The sequence below is a fragment of the Nitrospirota bacterium genome, assembly GCA_020846775.1.
Lineage (GTDB): Bacteria > Nitrospirota > 9FT-COMBO-42-15 > HDB-SIOI813 > HDB-SIOI813 > RBG-16-43-11.
In genome coordinates, this window is record JADLDG010000050.1 from 1 (window position 1) to 18984 (window position 18984).

17 protein-coding genes and 1 tRNA gene are annotated in these 18984 nt (G+C 44.5%); 11 read left to right on the forward strand and 7 right to left on the reverse strand.

Annotation, left to right across the window (positions count from 1 at the left end):
* The 6 genes from IT392_07605 to IT392_07630 all read right to left on the reverse strand — a co-directional run.
* Positions 1-419, reverse strand: a 419-nt coding sequence (locus tag IT392_07605; protein MCC6544350.1) for a cbb3-type cytochrome c oxidase subunit II, incomplete at its 3' end; no start/stop codon positions are given.
* Entirely contained in the window at positions 419-1204 is a 786-nt protein-coding gene (locus tag IT392_07610; GenBank protein MCC6544351.1) for a CBS domain-containing protein, read from the reverse strand. The genes IT392_07605 and IT392_07610, both read right to left, overlap by 1 nt.
* Before the next feature lie 52 nt (positions 1205-1256).
* Entirely contained in the window at positions 1257-2513 is a 1257-nt protein-coding gene (gene clpX, locus IT392_07615) for an ATP-dependent Clp protease ATP-binding subunit ClpX (GenBank protein MCC6544352.1), read from the reverse strand.
* Positions 2514-3113 (reverse strand): ATP-dependent Clp endopeptidase proteolytic subunit ClpP, encoded by a 600-nt coding sequence (clpP, locus tag IT392_07620; protein ID MCC6544353.1) that lies wholly within the window; start codon positions 3111-3113, stop codon positions 2514-2516.
* A 16-nt stretch (positions 3114-3129) separates the two neighbouring features.
* Positions 3130-4362, reverse strand: coding sequence for a trigger factor (tig, locus tag IT392_07625; GenBank protein MCC6544354.1), 1233 nt, complete (start codon positions 4360-4362; stop codon positions 3130-3132).
* Between the two features lie 81 nt (positions 4363-4443).
* Positions 4444-4526, reverse strand: a tRNA-Leu gene (locus IT392_07630).
* Between the two features lie 434 nt (positions 4527-4960).
* On the opposite strand from IT392_07630, the gene IT392_07635 reads away from it, so the two are divergent.
* The 10 genes from IT392_07635 to IT392_07680 all read left to right on the forward strand — a co-directional run bounded on the left by IT392_07635 (position 4961) and on the right by IT392_07680 (position 17383).
* Entirely contained in the window at positions 4961-6760 is a 1800-nt protein-coding gene (locus IT392_07635) for an SLC13 family permease (GenBank protein MCC6544355.1), read from the forward strand.
* 102 nt (positions 6761-6862) lie between these two features.
* On the forward strand, positions 6863-7960 hold the full coding sequence (locus IT392_07640) for a LysM peptidoglycan-binding domain-containing protein (protein ID MCC6544356.1): 1098 nt from the start codon (positions 6863-6865) through the stop codon (positions 7958-7960).
* A gap of 73 nt (positions 7961-8033) precedes the next feature.
* Complete coding sequence (dprA, locus tag IT392_07645) at positions 8034-9251, forward strand: DNA-protecting protein DprA (protein ID MCC6544357.1); 1218 nt, start codon at positions 8034-8036, stop codon at positions 9249-9251.
* Between the two features lie 181 nt (positions 9252-9432).
* The gene (topA, locus tag IT392_07650) at positions 9433-11673 is read left to right on the forward strand and encodes a type I DNA topoisomerase (protein ID MCC6544358.1); all 2241 of its coding nucleotides are present in this window, start codon (positions 9433-9435) and stop codon (positions 11671-11673) included.
* Positions 11674-11827: 154 nt separating this feature from the next.
* On the forward strand, positions 11828-13141 hold the full coding sequence (gene trmFO / locus IT392_07655; GenBank protein ID MCC6544359.1) for a methylenetetrahydrofolate--tRNA-(uracil(54)-C(5))-methyltransferase (FADH(2)-oxidizing) TrmFO: 1314 nt from the start codon (positions 11828-11830) through the stop codon (positions 13139-13141).
* Positions 13117-14175 carry a tyrosine recombinase XerC gene (locus IT392_07660; GenBank protein MCC6544360.1) on the forward strand — a complete coding sequence of 353 codons (1059 nt, stop codon included), beginning with the start codon at positions 13117-13119 and terminating at the stop codon, positions 14173-14175. The genes trmFO and IT392_07660 overlap by 25 nt, the downstream gene beginning before the upstream one ends.
* Positions 14176-14209: 34 nt before the next feature.
* Positions 14210-14737 (forward strand): ATP-dependent protease subunit HslV, encoded by a 528-nt coding sequence (hslV, locus tag IT392_07665; protein MCC6544361.1) that lies wholly within the window; start codon positions 14210-14212, stop codon positions 14735-14737.
* 34 nt (positions 14738-14771) lie between these two features.
* Positions 14772-16109: an ATP-dependent protease ATPase subunit HslU gene (hslU, locus tag IT392_07670; protein MCC6544362.1), complete on the forward strand. Its 1338-nt coding sequence runs from the start codon at positions 14772-14774 to the stop codon at positions 16107-16109.
* Positions 16110-16131: 22 nt separating this feature from the next.
* On the forward strand, positions 16132-16998 hold the full coding sequence (argB, locus tag IT392_07675; protein ID MCC6544363.1) for an acetylglutamate kinase: 867 nt from the start codon (positions 16132-16134) through the stop codon (positions 16996-16998).
* Between the two features lie 97 nt (positions 16999-17095).
* The gene (locus IT392_07680; GenBank protein MCC6544364.1) at positions 17096-17383 is read left to right on the forward strand and encodes a PilZ domain-containing protein; all 288 of its coding nucleotides are present in this window, start codon (positions 17096-17098) and stop codon (positions 17381-17383) included.
* A 36-nt stretch (positions 17384-17419) separates the two neighbouring features.
* Here IT392_07680 and IT392_07685 read toward each other — a convergent pair whose 3' ends face one another.
* Entirely contained in the window at positions 17420-18217 is a 798-nt protein-coding gene (locus IT392_07685) for an undecaprenyl-diphosphate phosphatase (GenBank protein MCC6544365.1), read from the reverse strand.
* 164 nt (positions 18218-18381) lie between these two features.
* Between IT392_07685 and IT392_07690 the strand changes: the two genes are divergently transcribed.
* Positions 18382-18966 carry a MarC family protein gene (locus IT392_07690; protein ID MCC6544366.1) on the forward strand — a complete coding sequence of 195 codons (585 nt, stop codon included), beginning with the start codon at positions 18382-18384 and terminating at the stop codon, positions 18964-18966.
* The last annotated feature ends 18 nt before the right edge of the window (positions 18967-18984 follow it).

Here is an 18984-nt window from a genome sequence, read left to right on the forward strand (position 1 = left end):
GCCTCATCAAGCCTTTCATGAGCAGTCTTAATTGAAAGCTCGATATCCTTTGGTAAATCTGTACTCTTCAGGCTCATCATGTATGCTGCCAATGCCCCTGACTCCGGCTCAAGGAGGTCAATCTTAGGCATTATAGAGCCTGGTACAACCGATGATGGGTCATTAAAATGACTTAGATGCCATTTAACATCATGAGAGATTACATTTCCTTCGTTTGTCAGATCAGGGCCAAGTTCTCCACCAGCGCCATCTATCTTGTGACAATTGGCACAACCTTTTCTTTCATATACCTCTTTTCCGATTGATATCAGCTCATCCAAATTCAAGGTTTTTGTATATGCTGTATCACTGAATATGATAAACAGAGAAATGAAGACAAATAGAAAGCGGAGAATACCTGTAAATTTACAGGCATCCATTATGAAATATGTCCCCATACAGTAAACAGGATGAATATCAATGTGCAGCATATCCCAAGCGCTATTGCCACAGGCCTTTTCCTGTAAGCCCTCTCAGGATTCCTGTCTATAAAAGGGATAGCATAAAGAAGGAACACAAAGGCTATCTCAAGAACCACTCCTATTGCCTTTGGCGCCCAGTCGCCTAAGAACCTCAGTATATCCGCAACCTTCAGGAGCTGGTAAGCGGCAAGAAAGAACCATTCCGGTTTAATATGTTCCGGGGTAGCAAGCGGATCAGCCTTTGGAAACATTGGTGCGGGTGACAACAGTGTAAGAAAAGCGAGCAGGCCAATCATAAGAAACGCCCCTGCTATTTCCTTAAGGGCATGATTAGGCCAGAAGGGTATACTTCCCCCCTCTTCTTCATACACCGGCTCTAAAATATCCCGCGCAGAAATGACTCCTGCAGGCAAACCATCTTCAATGACTACCAAATGCCTGATGTTGTATTGTGTCATCATCTCATTTGCTGTAGCTACCGAGGAATCTGAACTGATGGTGTAGAATGGCGCACTCATCACACTTTCTGCAGGTGTTGTATACGGGTCAAGATCACCTGCCAGAACCTTCCTGGTCATATCCACATCGGTAACTATACCTACGAGATCATTATTTTTTCTGACGAGGACGCTCCCGGTCTTTAACTCCCGCATGATTTTCGTGGCGGCAATTATAGGCTCGTGAGCCTCTACCGCAACTATCTCCCTGCTCATGATCTTTTTTACCGGGATAAGAGGAATCATGGAATTATATCCTTCTGCAAGGCATCACCAACTGCATATTGGAAAAGAACGTCTATGCAGATTTTATATTCTGCTCAGTTGAATATATAAGGATTGGTTTCGCGCGTCCGGTAATGACATCCTCATTTACTATGCATTCCTGGATGTCTGTCTGCGATGGTATATCATACATCAGCTCAAGCATGACTTCTTCCAGAATTGCCCGTAATCCGCGCGCCCCGGTCTTTCGTGCAACGGCCTTTTTGGCAATAGCATTCACTGCGCTGTCTGTGAACCGCAAAGTTACCCTTTCTATGGCAAACAATTTCTGATACTGCCGTATAATCGCATTGCGCGGTTCTGTCAGGACTCTGACTAATGCATTCAGATCTAAATCTTCCAGTGTTGCTATAATAGGAAGACGGCCTATGAACTCCGGGATCAGGCCAATCTTGAGCAAGTCCTCTGTCTGTACATGTGGAAGTATTTCTCCTGCCCTCATTTCCAGTTTGCTTTTTACATCAGCGCCAAATCCCAATGCAGACTTTCCAAGCCTGTTCTGTATCGTGCTCTCAAGTCCTACGAATGTGCCGCCGCATATAAATAGAATATTTGTAGTATCAACCTGAACAAACTCCTGCTGAGGGTGTTTACGTCCTCCCTGCGGCGGAACACTTGCAACAGTACCCTCAATTATCTTGAGCAATGCCTGCTGAACGCCTTCGCCTGATACATCCCTTGTGATAGAAGGATTTTCACTCTTTCTGCTGATCTTGTCTATCTCATCTATGTAGACGATACCCCTTTCTGCCCTTTCGACATCATAGTCCGATGCCTGAAGCAGCCGAAGGATTATGTTCTCTACATCTTCTCCCACATACCCGGCCTCTGTAAGTGTAGTTGCATCAGCGATTGTGAAAGGAACATCAAGTATCCTTGCAAGAGTCTGAGCCAGCAGTGTCTTGCCTGTACCGGAAGGCCCGATAAGAAGGATGTTCCCCTTGTGAAGCTCGACATCGCTCATGATACGCACATCAGCGAAAAGCCTCTTATAATGATTATGAACTGCAACTGAAAGGATTTTCTTTGCCCGGTCCTGGCCTACAACATAATTATCAAGTATGTCTTTAATCTCTGATGGCTTGGGTAACTTTACCGGTTTCTGTCCCTTATCCTCTTCCCACTCCTCCGAGATAATATCATTGCACAGATCAACACACTCATTACAGATAAATACTGTCGGGCCTGCTATAATCTTTTTTACCTCATTCCTGCTCTTTCCGCAGAAAGAACAACGCGCCTCACCTTCTTTTGTCTTGGACTGACTCATTTATTTATTTGCTCCTTTTGGTGCTCTCTCTTTTAAGACCTCATTGATTATACCATAGCTCTTTGCCTCTTCACCAGACATGAAAAAATCCCTTTCCGTATCCTGTCTTATGCGGTCTATAGGCTGACCTGTGTGAAACGAAAGTATATCATTAAGTGATGCCTTCATCCTCAATATCTCTTTTGCATGGATTTCAATATCTGTAGCCTGCCCCTGAAATCCACCCATAGGCTGATGTATCATAATACGTGCATTCGGCAATGCATATTTTTTGCCGTTTGCCCCGGCCGCCAGCAGGAGGGCCCCCATGCTTGATGCCTGCCCTATGCATATCGTTGACACATCAGGTTTTATATATTGCATTGTATCATAGATTGCCAAACCGGCTGTAACAACACCGCCCGGGCTGTTTATATACAGATGAATATCCTTATCAGGATCATCTGCCTCCAGGAATAAAAGCTGGGCAATAATTACATTGGAAACATGATCGTCTATGGCTGATCCGACAAATATGATCCTGTCCTTGAGAAGTCTTGAATAGATATCATAAGACCGCTCTCCCCTGCTCGTCTGCTCTACAACAATTGGAACTAACATATAGATTTACCCTCCATTAAACCCATTTGACTTTACTAAGAATTAAGGCAATTACCTTGTCCTCCCGAATCTTGTCCTTTATATTGTCAATACCGCCTTCTACGGATGTAATATAACGCTTGATTAATGCCTCATCCTGCTGACTTCTTGCGGCCATCCTCTTTATCTCTGCCTCTACATCCTCTTCAGCGGCATTAATACCCTCAATATCTGCTATCGCAGTAATCAATATATCACTCTTTACAAGCTCTTCTGCATGCGAGGTATATTTCTCTCTGAGGGCCTTTTCCTCATCAGCTTCAAAAGCATCCTTCTTTCCCATGAATTTCTTAGTCCGAGCGAGAAAATTCTTCATCTCCTTCTCAATTAGAGATGGTGGTATTTCCACAGGATTTAACTCAATAAGCTTTTTAATAATGCTCCCCTTGTAACTGGCCTTAAGTTCATCTTCCTTCCGCTCCTTCACCCTTTCTTTCACCTTTTCCATCAGTCCGGCAAGAGTCTCCCCCTCACCGGTATCCCTGGCAAGGTCATCATTTATCTCAGGCAGTATCTTCTTCTTTACCTCTGTAATCTTAACCTTAAAAATTACATCCCCTTCCGGTATTCTAATCTCTTGTTCTTCGCCCAGGTGTGCCCCCAAAAGACCGCTGTCTATCTCAGGCGCCACCATTTCTGCCCCTGTTTGAAACTCAACACCTTCTTTCTTGAGTTCTTTAACCTGCTTTCCTCCGGCAAACCCTTCATAATCTACCCGGAGATAATCCCCTTTAACAATGGCATGCGTCTCATCGCAGACCTCTAACTGGGCATTCTTCTCCCTTATTTCCTCAATCCCCGCCGCAATTTCTTCATCAGATACTGTTACGTCTTCTTTTTTCAGTTCTACACCAGCGTAATCAACGCTCTCTATCTTCGGACTGATCTCGACCGTTGCAGTAAAACTAAGCGGACTTCCTTTACTTACTTCAACATTCTCTATTTGCGGCATATCAACCGGTGTAAGCCCGCTGTCTTTAATCGCCTTATAATAGTATTCAGGGACAAGCTTTTTTATTATATCTGACTCTATGTCATCTTTATATCTGCGCTCTATAACATTCAGCGGCAACTTACCCTTTCTGAACCCGGGCACCTTTGCATTCTTACGCACATTCTCATATGCCTCTGAATACTCTTTTGACACTATATCTGACGGCACTTCAATCTTAATTATCCGTTTAACTTTTGAGACTTCTTCTATATCCATCTTCATCTCCGATTCTTTCCTCTCTATTTTAATGTTTTTTGCCTATTAAGCCTGTTTAATAAATCAGTCCATTCTTTCTTATGGTGCGAGAGGGGGGAGTTGAACCCCCATGGTTGCCCGCTGGATCCTAAGTCCAGTGCGTCTGCCAGTTCCGCCACTCTCGCGCGATTGTGTTGAAAAACGCCGGGTACCCATTGCTGCTAAGCAAATGCAATGGGTGGTGCGGCGTCAGGAGTAATAATTTGAGCTTCAACGTACAACCCAGTACGCCCTCAGCTCAAATTATTACTCCTTCCTTGCACCTGGTCATTTTTGAACACAATCGCGATGCAGGTCAATTTTGAGTTTCAACGTACAACACAGTACGCCTCGGCTCAAATTTACTTCCCTTCCTTGCATCTGGTCATTTTTGAGCACAATAGCAATTCCTGACTCTCTTTGAGCAAAATCGCGGTACATAAGTTGCGTCTGAACCTCTTTAACACAATCGCGGTGATAGAGAATTTTTTGCAACATTCTAATTCTTGCTTGAGAAAATCGTTATACAGGGACTGCGTCTGAGTAACAGTTTCCAAGCTAATTTACTTGATAATAGCTGATGTTGTCAAGTATAATGCCTTCCATGCCTGATGTGAATATTATAATCACCCTCTTGATAATACTCTTTGCCATAGTTCTGTTTGCAATCGAAATTGTGCCTGTAGATGTCATTTCTGTAATTGTGGTACTTGCACTCATTTATTTCAAATTACTGTCGCCTGATCAGGCATTTACTGGATTCAGCAATTCAGCCCTCGTTATGATAGGAAGCGTCCTCATCATGACGACCGCTCTGGTTAAAAGTGGTGTTGCGGACAAGATAGCTCATTTCATTTTAAAGTGGTCGGGACAGAGTTCAATACGTCTTTTCTGCACATTTCTCATAACTGTCGGGATTATATCATCATTTATTAATAATGTGGCAGCAGTCGCCATACTGTTGCCTTCTACGGTCAGTATAGCAAAGGCAGCCAAGATCAATTCATCAAAGCTTCTCATGCCATTGGCCTTCGGGTCAATGATGGGAGGGATGTGCACACTTATAGGTACATCTACAAATATTGCAGTTTCCGGGGCATTGCCTAACTACGATATGTCCTCTTTTTCAATGTTTGAGATAACCCCTATCGGTCTGATTGTATTCTTTGGTGGATTACTCTTTTTTATGACTCTTGGATACTTTCTTTTGCCTGCCAAAGACAAAGATGAAGTAATTGAAGACTATGGAATTCGTGAATACCTTTCAGAACTCAAGATATTGCCATCTTCTCCTCTTGTAGGTGAAAAGGTATCTGAACGTGTCTTTGGAAACATGCAGGACCTGTCAATAGTAGGCATCTACCGTAAGGGGAATAATATCTATATCCCGGGAGATCATTTTACTATAGAATCCGGCGATTCATTTCTCGTAGTAGGTGGTATTGAAAACCTGGCGAGGGCGGGCCAGACAGATGGGATAGAAATAAAGTCAGGGTATAAACACATTGACAAAGACCTGGAACCAGGTGATGTGCGTATGGCTGAAGCAGTAATTGCCCCTGATTCAATCCTTGAGGGTAAGACATTGAAAGATGTTAATTTCAGGCACACCTATGGCCTGTCTGCGATAGCACTTTACCGGCACAGTATATGCCTTCGAGAAAAAGTCGGCCGTATCCCCCTTCGTGTGGGGGATGTCCTCTTACTTCAGGGGGAAATAGACCGTATAGATGCACTGGGTGAGATATTAAAGCTGATCATAATGGGGGACGTAACACCTGAACGGTTCAGGACAAAGAAGGCAGGAATAGCAACCATCATCTTTCTTGCGAGCATTATTGCAGGCGTAACCGGTTTAGTTCCAATAGCGGTTTCCTTTCTGACCGGTGCAGCGCTGATGGTCCTGAGCAAGTGCCTTTATGCAGAGGAGGTATACAAATCAGTAAACTGGCACATCCTCATTTTAATAGGAGGGATGATATCCCTTGGACTTGCAGTTGAACAGACCGGCACAGCACAATTTCTTGCAAACCTTATAACAGATGCAACAGCAAGTTATGGTATTCATGCATTGCTTGGCAGTTTCTTTATCCTCACAGTATTACTGACACAGCCAATGTCTAACGTAGCTGCGGCACTCCTTATCCTGCCTATCGCCATTCATACTGCGCAGGGTCTCGGGGTTAATCCAAGGACTTTTGTGATGACGATCACAATTGCTGCATCTTGCTCTTTTATGACCCCCTTTGAACCGGCGGCTGTCCTTGTCTATGGCACTGGCAGGTACCGTTTTATTGATTTTATCCGGGTTGGTCTTCCCCTGACAATAGTGGTATTTATTATATCAATGCTCATAATACCAGTCTTATGGCCGCTGTAGCAGAAACAAAAATGACGAATGTATTAAGGTGTTTAATTTAAAATGTTATTGACAAACGTGGTTCTCTTTGATACACCCTTTACTTAAAGGTAAAGGAGATATATGCAAATAAAAAAATCGCTAAGCATTATCATGCTGACAGGTATTCTGATTTTAAACGCATCACCCTACAGCTTCAGCCAGTATTCAGATGCAGCCGGTAAAAAACAATTACAAGATGGAAATACGACCGATTATACGATAAAAAAAGGCGATACACTCTGGGACATATCAGAGGAATTTCTTAAGGACCCGTTCCTTTGGCCTGATATTTGGGAGAACAATAAATATATCAGGAACCCTGATCTTATTTTCCCCGGCGATAAGTTGTCCATACCATCTGATATCCTTTCCAAACCAGAAAGAGGACCAGAAGCTGCTCCTGTTCCGGCATCTGAAGCTACCACCCCCGAACAGGAGGCAATTCCGGCCGCTGAAGAGCCTTCTCATGTCTCAACACCTTCGGTGGAATCACAACCCAAAAGGTCTCCTGCCCCTGCATCACCACCTGTTGTAAAGCCGGCAATATCAACCGATACAATTGAGTCCGGCGGGTATATCATAAACAAGATTGACAGCTATGGAGTATTGACAGGATCAAGAGAAGGCAGGACTATCTTTGCCGATGGCGACAGCGTTAACATCTCACTGGCAAAAGGTTTTGCTAACAAGGTATCTGTTGGAGAAAAACTTACGATCTTCAGGACATCCGGACCTGTTATCCATCCAGCTACGAAGAAAAAGGCAGGTTTTCTTTTTATTCCCATAGGAGTGATTGAGATTAACAGGGTGCAGGGCAACGATGCCTCAGGAGAGATTATCAGAACGTACAACTATGCCTCGACTGGTGACCAGATACAACCGTACATTCCCGCTCATCCGGTTCAGGAAATAAGAAGGTCTGCAACACAGATTCAAGGATATATCATAGAAACACGGGAAGGATTAACATTAAATGCCAAGTACAGTATCGTATACATAGACAAAGGCGCTGCAGATGGTATTACTCCGGGAACGATTATATATGTAATCAAAGAAAGAAATGATGTTATTGGTGAACTGCAGGTAGTTTCTGTACAGGATAAAACATCCACCGCCATGGTCACAAGAAGCTCTGAAACTTTTGGAACCGGAAGCAAGGTTACTACAATCATAAAATAAATGCCTCTGTATATTTGATTCACATGATTGCCTGATCATGTGAATCCCTGGTCCCTTGAACCCTCTATAATTTATGAACAAAACACGCATGCGCGATAAGCTTACAAAGGATAATGAAAGACCGGATTGTCATCCTGAATATATTTCGGGATTTCAATCTAAGTCAGGTTCGGTAATTTCGAGCAGACATTATCCCTGGTTGGCGCTTGCACATATATTAAAAAACAGATACGCACTCTCGAAAAATCTTATAGAGAGATTTTCTTCTCCGGAACAGGTATTCTCATCTTCATTCGAAGAGCTGTGCAGAGCGGAAGGTATAACTCCTGCGATAGCATGGGAAATAAAATCGTTCAGACATCCATCAGCAGATATTGAGAATGAGTTAAAAAAGATAGATGATGCCGGCATCAAGTTGATTCATTTTAATCACCCGGATTATCCTGCAGGGTTAAGAAACATCTATGACCCACCGCTCTATTTCTATATGAATGGAACCATTACTCCTGAAGATACCAATGCACTGGCTGTAGTCGGATCGAGGAGTCCCTCACCCTATGGTATAAAGGTCACAGAGATGCTTACCGAAAGATTGTCGTCTGCCGGGTTCACTGTAGTCAGCGGAATGGCCAGGGGGATAGACAGCGCCGCTCACAGGACTGCACTAAAAACAGGAGGAAGAAGTATCGCAGTACTTGGCTGCGGAGCAGACATAGCCTATCCTCGTGAAAACGCAGGCCTCATGCGTGAGATCATCGGAAATGGGGCAATAATCTCAGAGTTTCCGCTGGGAACCAGGCCTGACAAGAAACACTTCCCTCAGAGAAACAGGATCATAAGCGGTCTTTCACGTGGAGTTATTGTCGTAGAGGCGGCAGAGAAAAGCGGTTCACTTATAACTGCAAGGTTTGCAATGGAACAGGGACGGGAAATATTTGCTGTACCCGGGAACATTAATTCACCTCTAAGTAAAGGGGCAAATAATCTTATTAAGCAGGGGGCAAAGGCCGTCACAAGTGTTAATGATGTACTGGAGGAATTTGAACAGTTGTTGACGCTCCGGCAAAAACATGGTATCAACATATTGCCTGACGAACCTGATTCTATGTCAGATGAAGAAAAGAATATATACAGGACATTAACACTTGAACCTAAACATATTAATCAGGTTATTACAGAGAGCGGGATTGAGACACGCAGGGTTATTCAACTATTACTTAACCTTGAGCTAAACGGCCGGATAGAACAGTTGCCAGGCAGCTGTTATGTGAGGTCGGCCCTGAACAGCTGAAATTAATCCAGGCGTATTAACCAGGGTGACACTATACGAACGTCAGAAATGGCTTTCCGCAAGGCAGGCGACGAAGGAAACCGGAGGCGTACTTAAGTACGTACGTTGAGGATTTCCTGAGGAGTCTAACGCCGCAGAAAGACATTTATGGCGTTCGTATTCCATAAAAGGAGAAGACAGAATGGCAAAACCGCTAATCATCGTGGAGTCCCCGGCAAAGGCAAAGACAATTACGAAGTATCTTGGCAAATCGTATAATGTTATGGCCTCAGTCGGTCACGTCAGGGACCTCCCGACCAGTAAACTGGGGGTTGACATAGAAAATGATTTTACTCCCCAGTATACAACCATAAAAGGAAAGGGCAAGATCCTCACAGAGATCAAAAAGGCAGCAGGTGCAGCTTCAAAGGTATTCCTCGGTCCTGACCCGGACAGAGAGGGTGAGGCCATAGCATGGCACATTGCAGAAGAGCTGACTGATAAAGACGGTAACATCTACCGTGTACTATTTCATGAAATAACAGAAAAGGCGATTAAGGAAGCGCTGCATAATCCAGGCAGGATTGACACAAATAAGGTAAATGCCCAGCAGGCACGCCGTATCCTTGATCGAATCGTCGGTTACAAGCTAAGCCCCCTGTTATGGGAAAAGGTACGCCGCGGACTCAGCGCCGGTAGGGTCCAGTCAGTAGCTGTACGGCTCATATGCGACCTTGAGAAAGAGATAAGCCAATTTGTATCTGAAGAATACTGGTCTCTTACAGCAACAGTTGAGGGGAAAATCCCTCCGCCATTTAAAATAAAGCTTATAAAGTACCGCGGCGAAGATATTAAAATAGCTGACCAGCAGGAGGCTGAACGAATAAAGGGAGTCCTGTCAGGCAGCGAATATATAGTAAAGACGATTGAAAAAAAGGAACGGAAGAAGAATCCTCAGCCGCCATTCACGACAAGCAAGCTCCAGCAGGAGGCTGCCAGAAAGTTGAGATTTACAGCTAAAAAGACAATGATGATTGCCCAGAAATTATATGAGGGGATAGAGATAGGTTCAGAAGGCCCTGTCGGGCTTATAACATACATGAGAACGGACTCTGTACGTGTATCAGATGATGCCCGGAGCGAGGCAAGAAATTATATAAAAACAAACTTTGGCAGTGAGTATATCCCTTCTAAGGGTATAGAATTTAAGAATAAGAAGGGGATCCAGGATGCCCACGAGGCAGTCAGGCCGACATCAGTGCTTCGTTCACCGGAAGAGATAAAGGAATATGTTGATAAAGACAGTTATAACCTCTACAAGCTCATATGGAACAGATTCGTGGCATGCCAGATGAGCCCGGCGCTACTTGACACGACGACCATAGACATTACGGCAGGCGAATATCTCCTTCGTGCAACAGGGGCCATCATCAAATTCCCGGGATTCATGAAACTCTACGAAGAAGGGCTTGACGATGCTGCTAAGGCCGTAGAAGGAGAGGAGGAGGACGTCCTTCCCTCAGTTACGAAGGGGGAGCTGTTGCACTTTCTTGGCATTGAACCAAAACAGCATTTTACTCAGCCTCCTTCACGCTATACAGAGGCAACCCTTATAAAAGAGCTTGAAGAAAAAGGGATAGGCAGGCCAAGCACATATGCGGCTATCCTCTCTACAATACAGGACCGCAAATATGTAGAGAAAAAAGAAGGCAAATTTCACCCTACTGAACTCGGGGTCCTGGTCAATGACATGCTGGTGGAACATTTCCCTGAGCTAATAGACGTTATGTTCACGGCTAAGATGGAGGACGAACTTGATGAGATAGAAGAAGGCCGGTATGAATGGCGTCAGGCAGTTGGAGACTTTTATCGTCCCTTTGACCAGCATCTTGAAAAGGCAAGAAAAGAGATGCGCAATGTAAAGGGAGAAGAGACTCCTACTGATATGAAGTGCGAAAAGTGCGGAAAAGAGATGGTTATTAAATGGGGCAAACTGGGATACTTCCTCGCCTGCTCCGGTTATCCGGAGTGCAAAAACACAATGAATTTTAAACGGAGCGAAGATGGCACTATTGAGGCCATGAAGGAAGAGACAACAGGTGAAAATTGTCCGCAATGCGGATCCCCTATGGTTATTAAGAGCGGACGATTCGGAAGATTTTTTGCCTGCTCAAAATATCCTGAATGTAAAACAACCAAACCTATAACAACCGGTATTGCATGTCCTCAGGAAGGATGCGGGGGTGAGTTAACGGAAAAGCGCAGCAAGCGTGGGAAGGTCTTCTACTCATGCACAAAATACCCGACCTGCACATTTGCCATGTGGGACAAACCTGTTACTAAGCCATGCCCGCAGTGCGGAGCGCCATTTATGGCCGAGAAGTTTGCCCGCGGCAGCAGCAGCATAAGTTGTATAAAAAAAGAGTGCGGATACAAGGAATAATGAACAATCATGAGTCCTGGCTTACAAAGGACAATAAAAATCCCCCTTAATCCCCCTTTTTCAAAGGGGGAAATCAGGTACCCCCCTTTAGAAAAGGGGGGTAAAGCTTGTCCTGAGCTTGTCGAAGGAGGGGGATTTGAACGGGGATTTTCAGATGAAACCAGAACTCGTTATAATCGGCGGCGGACTCGCCGGCTCTGAAGCAGCCTGGCAGGCTGCAGAACGAGGTATTAAGGTCCTTCTTTACGAGATGCGTCCGGGTAAAATGACCGAAGCCCACAAAACCGGAGACCTTGCAGAACTTGTCTGCAGCAACTCGCTTAAATCCAGTGATGTATCCAACTCCCATGGCCTGCTCAAGGAAGAGCTTCGGATGCTCAACTCCATTATCCTGGTCATTGCAGAAAAAAACAGGGTGCCTGCCGGCTCTGCACTTGCCGTAGACCGCTCAGCCTTTTCAAAGATGGTGACTGAACACATAGCAACTCATCCCAACATAAAGATTATCAGGGAAGAGGTCTCAATGCCATCATTTGAAATCCCTGCAATAATTGCAACCGGGCCGCTTACTTCCGAGAAAATGACAAGTGCGCTGGCAGGGATCATTGAAGAGGCTTTCATATATTTTCATGACGCCATCTCACCGATTATAAGCAGTGACAGCATAAACAACGAGATTGCATTCAGGGCTTCAAGATATAACAGGAGCGGCAATGATTACATCAATTGCCCTTTGAACATAGAAGAGTATGAACAGTTTTATCAGGCCCTTATTTCAGCAGATAAGACCACAGCAAGGCCATTTGAAAAGACGCCTTATTTTGAGGCATGCATGCCTGTAGAGGCAATCGCAGAACGTGGAAGGGAGACCCTTCTGTTCGGCCCTATGAAACCTGTCGGTCTTAAAGACCCAAGGAACGATAAAGAGCCTTATGCAGTAGTCCAGCTTCGTCAGGAGGACAAATACGGACAGGCATATAACATGGTTGGTTTTCAGACAAGACTCAAGTGGCCTGAGCAGAAAAAGGTTATCAGGATGATACCTGGCCTTGAAAACGCCGAGTTCCTTCGTTATGGCAGTCTGCACAGAAATACCTATATTAATTCTCCCCGCCTTCTCGATACATCACTAAGACTTAAGAAGAGAGAAAATATTTATCTAACGGGACAATTAATCGGTGTGGAGGGTTATACTGAGGCAACGGCCATGGGTCTACTTGCAGGGTTATCTTCCGTCATGCATCTCAGGGGAGAGGAGTTCATCCCTCCTCCGGCAACTACAGGAATTGGAGCCCTGCTTCAACATGTAACAGTAGAAGGTCCATCAGCATTTCAACCAATGAATATAAACTGGGGACTAATTCCACCATTGCAAAAGAAGTTTAGAGACAAGGTGCAAAACAGGATTAAAATGGGCGAGAGGTCACTCAAAGACATTGAGAAATGGAAAAAGCAGTTAAAATTTTGAGATCCGACATTCTGATAATAGATGGATTTATCCGCCACATTTCCTTAGAGAGGAATCTGTCATCACATACAATCAGAAACTACTACTCAGACCTGTCTCAGTTTTTTGAATATTTAACAACTAAATTAAAAAAAGATTCACTGATAATTGAGGACCTCCGTAAGATTGATCATATAACAATCAGGGGATTTCTCTCCTCTCTTTATGATAAGGGACTATCTAAATCGTCTGTTGCAAGAAAGATCTCAGCCATAAGGACCTTTCTTAATTACATGTGCAGGGAAGGGAATCTGGTTAATAATCCCGGGAAGATAGTATCAACTCCCAAGCGAGGCACAACACTGCCAAGGTTTTTATCAGTAGATGAGGCAGTGAGATTGCTCGGTTCACCTTCCGGAAACGACCGCATGTCAGTAAGAGACAGGGCTATACTCGAGACATTTTACTCAGCAGGGCTCAGGATCGGAGAGATTGTGGCCATAAACCTCGATGACCTGAATTTATCTGATGGACTGATAAAGGTCCGAGGTAAGGGGAGGAAGGAGCGGATTGTGCCTGTCGGGAATAAGGCGGTTGAGTCAATTAAGGAATACCTCGCAGACTCTCGGTTGACAATTAAGGCAACTTCAAATGAAACGTCCATGAGCCACTGCTTCACAAAGGACAATGTTAATAGTCGGGACAGGAATGTCCCGCCTATCGGCGATAGACGGGGTTTTCTAACCCCGTCGGAGAGTTTTTCCAGTGAAAAAGGCTACCCCCTGTTTCTGAATAAATATGGCCACAGAATAACAACAAGAAGTGTCCACAGGATCGTGGAGAAATACAAGAAACTCAGCGGGCTTTGGGATATAACGCCTCATTCCCTGCGGCATTCATTTGCAACTCACCTGCTTGAAGGCGGCGCAGACCTCCGCTCTGTTCAGGAGATGCTGGGTCATGCTAATCTATCAACGACTCAAAGATATACTCATATAAGCATGGATAAGCTGATGGAGGTATATGATAATGCCCACCCACGGGGGAAGAAATAAGAGGCATTGAGCAATGAGTTAAAAGGAGGTTTTGATGTTCAAGAGCACTACGATTTTATGCGTACGACGTAATAATCAGGTTGCAATTGCAGGTGATGGGCAGGTAACCTTAGGCAACACAGTCATGAAACATAATGCAAAAAAAATAAGAAGGATGTATAATGGCACAATTTTATCAGGCTTTGCCGGAGGGGCAGCAGATGCCCTTACCCTGTTTGAAAAATTTGAAGCAAAACTTGAACAGTATCATGGTAATCTTACGCGGGCAGCAGTTGAACTTGCCAAGGACTGGAGGACTGACCGGATATTGAGAAAACTTGAAGCCCTTATAGCAGTGGCTGACAGAAGCGCCTCTTTAATTATCTCCGGTACCGGTGATATAATCGAACCGGAAGACGGCCTTGTGGCCATAGGTTCCGGCGGGCCCTATGCAATATCAGCTGCAAGGGCATTGATCAAACACACAGATATGAGTGCCAGAGAAATTGCCGAAGAGGCAATGAAGATAACTGCAGGTATATGTATCTATACAAATAGTGAGATATTAATAGAAGAACTTTGAAAATATAAAAGAGAAAATAAGCAGGGGATTCTGAATGAACAATTTTACTCCAAAAGAAGTAGTAGCAGAACTTGATAAATATGTAATAGGTCAGACAGCGGCCAAACATGCGGTTGCCATTGCCCTAAGGACACGGTGGAGAAGGCAGCAGCTCTCCGAAGACCTTCGCGATGAGGTCTCGCCAAAGAATATAATAATGATCGGTCCTACAGGGGTAGGCAAGACCGAGATATCGCGGCGGCTTGCAAAGTTGTCACAGGCGCCATTCATAAAGGTTGAGGCATCCAAATTTACAGAAGTTGGCTATATTGGACGGGACGTCGAGTCTATAGTACGTGACCTGACCCAGTTATCCATCAACATGTTAAAAGAAGAACGTACGCATATAGTCAGGGAAAAGGGGATGCACCAGGCAGAAGAGCGCCTCCTTGATCTGCTCCTGCCAGCCCCTCCTCCACGGCCTTCGCATGATACGGCGGCCACAGAGCCAAGACCTACTGAAACAAGGGAAAAGCTTCGAGCTCAATTAAAAGAGGGGAAGCTTGATGACCGGCAGGTCGAGCTTGATGTCAAGGAGAAGGTAATGCCTGTAGGCGTCATATCCAATATAGGAATGGAAGACCTTGAGATGAACCTGAAGGATATGCTTAGCGGAATCTTTCCCGGGAAAAATAAAAAAAGGAAGGTCAAGGTTAAGGATGCAATTAATATACTTGCGGATGAAGAGGTCCAGAAGCTCATTGATATGGACGATGTCTATAAAGAGTCTATTACAAGGGTTGAACAATCAGGCATTGTATTCCTGGACGAGATTGACAAGATTGCGAGCAGGGAGAAGAGCCATGGGCCTGATGTGTCCCGTGAAGGAGTTCAGAGAGACCTCCTGCCAATAGTTGAGGGTACTACTGTTACTACAAAGTACGGGCCTGTAAGGACTGACCATATCCTGTTTATCGCAGCCGGCGCATTTCATGTTTCAAAACCTTCTGATCTCATCCCTGAACTACAGGGACGCTTCCCTATCAGGGTTGAACTCGATTCACTTAAAGAAGGAGATTTTATCAGGATACTGACAGAACCCAGGAATGCATTGTTAAAGCAATACACTGCGATGCTTGAGACCGAGGGAATTGATATAAAATTCACAGAAGATGCAATCATGGAAATAGCCTCTACAGCTGTGTCCGTAAATGAACGGATGGAGAACATAGGGGCAAGGAGACTGTTTACAATTATGGAAAAACTGCTTGACGACATATCATTTAATGCACCGGAACTAAGCGGGAAAAGTTATAACATTGATTCAGCATATGTTAAGGAACGACTGACAGAAATTATAAAGGACCAGGATTTAAGCAAATACATATTGTAATCAACATTGAGGTCACACTGAATTGCAGCGAAATATAGAAAAAGCCCAATTACTCGTAGAAGCACTTCCATATATCCGTAATCTGTCAGGCAAGACAATAGTCTTTAAATTTGGCGGTAATGCCATGATTGACGAAAAACTCAAGGAGATGTTCGCCGAAGACGTGGTGCTTACAAAATACATCGGGATGAGTCCCGTGGTTGTCCATGGCGGAGGGCCTCAAATAAGTGAGGTCATGGATAAGATGGGGAAAAAACCGGTATTCATTGAGGGAATCAGGATAACAGACGGTGAAACCATGGACATTGTCGAAATGGTCCTTGGCGGAAAGATCAATAAGGAACTGGTTAACAGGATAAATCAGCATGGAGGAAATGCCGTCGGACTTACCGGAATAGACGCAGGATTGATACGTGCAAGAAAACTGAGAAGACCAAGAAAAGGTGCCGGTATTGATCGTGGACTTGTCGGGGAGGTTGAATCAATCTCTCCCAATATTATACGCTCTCTCGAACAGAACAGGTTCATACCGGTTATTGCCCCGATAGGTGTGGACCATAAAGGCAAGACCTATAATATTAATGCAGACACAGCGGCAGGCGCTATAGCGGCGACCTTGAAGGCTGAAAAACTCATCTTCTTGACCGATGTTAAAGGGATACTTGGCAAGGACGGCAGGCTTATCTCAACACTTACCCGAAAACAGGTCCTCAGCCTGATAAAAAGCGGCGTAATTACATCCGGTATGCTTCCAAAGGTGAGGGCCTGTTTAGAGGCGCTTGATGGCGGAGTCAAAAAGACACACATAATAGACGGGAGGATAAATCATTCGATCCTCCTTGAGATATTCACTAAAAAAGGGATAGGAACAGAGATTGTATCCGGGTAAATAAAAATCCCCCTATATCCCCCTTTGATAAAGGGGGACTCAGAATTCCCCACTTTAGTAAAGGGGGGATGGGGGGGATTTGAAAGGGGAGCTTCGGATGAAAAGCAGAAGAAAAAACAGACGGCTGACAATCATGGGTATGGGCTGCCTCAAGGTTGAGGGTGACAGAAAGTCACATGAGGTCTATATTGCCAATATCAGTAAAGGCGGAGTTGGTATATATATACACAAACCGCTCAAGGTTGGGATAGGTGCGTATATCACTTTTACTCAGAGAGATATTGAGGGTGATACAACTTTTGATGAACAACCAGCTACGGTTGCCTGGTGCTCCAGGTGCGGCTCAGTTTACGCGGCCGGTCTCAGATTTCCCGGCACCAGGTAACGCCCTGCCTTAATGACCGGTTTTTCAAACAAGAACTTACAGGATTAATAATATCAGTATGCCCAGGACAATCCTGTAATAAACGAATATATTCACCTTCTGCCTGCTCAGAAACACAAGCATATATTTTATAGCCAGAAAACCAGATATGGCAGAGGCAGCAAATCCTGCTGCGAACGTCATGTACATCTCCTGCGGTAACCCTTCCTTATATACATCCATAGAACTCAGCAAGCCGCCTGCCATAATAATGGGTGTACTCAGCAAAAAGGCAAACCTCGCTGCAGCTGCCCTTTCCAGGTTTCTGAAAAGTCCTGCTGTTATAGTTATGCCTGAACGGGATACTCCCGGAATCAGCGCTATGGCCTGAGCGCAACCTATAACAATGGCATCAACGATATTCAGATGATCCATCCTCCGCTTCTTCCTTCCGACCACCTCTGCCCACAAGAGTATTAAACCGAACAGGATAAGAGAGATGCCGATAACACGGGGATTTCTTAAAACCGTCTCTATCTTGTCCTTGTATAAAAGGCCTGCCACTCCTGCCGGGATGGTGCCTATGATAATATACCACCCTAACCTGCCATCTGTTCCGGAATACGACTTCCTAAATACAATACCGGACATCATCCCCAGTAATATATTGTAGAAATCCTTCCAGAAGAATGCAATTATGCCCGTCAGGGTCCCAAGGTGCAGCACAACATCAAATGCAAGTCCGGGATCATCCCAACCAAGAATCCAGGGTGCTAATATAAGGTGGGCAGTACTGCTGACAGGAAGGAACTCCGTAAGCCCCTGAATTAATCCAAGTATAATGGCTTGAAACATTTCAGGTCGGTATCATAGCAATAACTTACTTCATTGTCCAATTGATTTTCTCAATAAGAATATCCCTTTTTTTTTATTCCTGTTTTTTTAGCTTGAATAGCTTAGTGCACTGTTGTAACATTGGACAGGAGTTTATTTCACATTTACCGGGGTTGTTATATTCCATGTTTTCCAATTTCGTTATGACCTTCATCCCATTGTTTGTAGCCTTTGATGCAATAGGTGTACTGCCCATATATATGTCCCTGACCGAAGAAATGGAGGCTTCAGCAAGGAGCAGAATATTGCGTGAATCCATAATTACGGCATCGGTATTAACAATATTATTTTTACTAATTGGTAAGGGTGTCTTCATAATACTTGGAATAACTATCTCAGACTTTCAAATAGCCGGAGGTCTCATACTGTTGATTATTGCCATAACAGACATCGTCTTTTCCGAACAAAGGAGCCGGCGGCCGCAGCTATCTGTCGGCACAGTCCCTATAGGGACACCGCTTATCGCCGGGCCGGCCTCACTCACAACAATTATAATGTTGAGCGACATATTCGGCATACCGATGACGTTGTTTTCACTAATCGTAAATATAGTAATTATATGGCTTATTTTCTCTTTCTCCGGAAGGATCATATCATTTCTCGGCGAGGGAGGCGCAAGGGCGGCATCAAAGGTGGTATCTCTCTTCCTGGCTGCAATTGCCGTAATGATCATACGCAAAGGATTAGAGGGGACACTGAAAGTATATTAAATCACTCTGTATATACAA

Excerpts from the sequence above, each read along its gene's own strand:
- IT392_07610 (MCC6544351.1), bottom strand. The coding sequence starts at position 1,204 with ATGATTCCTCTTATCCCGGTAAAAAAGATCATGAGCAGGGAGATAGTT.
- clpX (MCC6544352.1), bottom strand. The coding sequence starts at position 2,513 with ATGAGTCAGTCCAAGACAAAAGAAGGTGAGGCGCGTTGTTCTTTCTGC.
- clpP (MCC6544353.1), bottom strand. The coding sequence starts at position 3,113 with ATGTTAGTTCCAATTGTTGTAGAGCAGACGAGCAGGGGAGAGCGGTCT.
- tig (MCC6544354.1), bottom strand. The coding sequence starts at position 4,362 with ATGGATATAGAAGAAGTCTCAAAAGTTAAACGGATAATTAAGATTGAA.
- IT392_07635 (MCC6544355.1), top strand. The coding sequence starts at position 4,961 with ATGTTGTCAAGTATAATGCCTTCCATGCCTGATGTGAATATTATAATC.
- IT392_07640 (MCC6544356.1), top strand. The coding sequence starts at position 6,863 with ATGCAAATAAAAAAATCGCTAAGCATTATCATGCTGACAGGTATTCTG.
- dprA (MCC6544357.1), top strand. The coding sequence starts at position 8,034 with ATGAACAAAACACGCATGCGCGATAAGCTTACAAAGGATAATGAAAGA.
- topA (MCC6544358.1), top strand. The coding sequence starts at position 9,433 with ATGGCAAAACCGCTAATCATCGTGGAGTCCCCGGCAAAGGCAAAGACA.
- trmFO (MCC6544359.1), top strand. The coding sequence starts at position 11,828 with ATGAAACCAGAACTCGTTATAATCGGCGGCGGACTCGCCGGCTCTGAA.
- IT392_07660 (MCC6544360.1), top strand. The coding sequence starts at position 13,117 with ATGGAAAAAGCAGTTAAAATTTTGAGATCCGACATTCTGATAATAGAT.
- hslV (MCC6544361.1), top strand. The coding sequence starts at position 14,210 with ATGTTCAAGAGCACTACGATTTTATGCGTACGACGTAATAATCAGGTT.
- hslU (MCC6544362.1), top strand. The coding sequence starts at position 14,772 with ATGAACAATTTTACTCCAAAAGAAGTAGTAGCAGAACTTGATAAATAT.
- IT392_07680 (MCC6544364.1), top strand. The coding sequence starts at position 17,096 with ATGAAAAGCAGAAGAAAAAACAGACGGCTGACAATCATGGGTATGGGC.
- IT392_07685 (MCC6544365.1), bottom strand. The coding sequence starts at position 18,217 with ATGTTTCAAGCCATTATACTTGGATTAATTCAGGGGCTTACGGAGTTC.
- IT392_07690 (MCC6544366.1), top strand. The coding sequence starts at position 18,382 with ATGTTTTCCAATTTCGTTATGACCTTCATCCCATTGTTTGTAGCCTTT.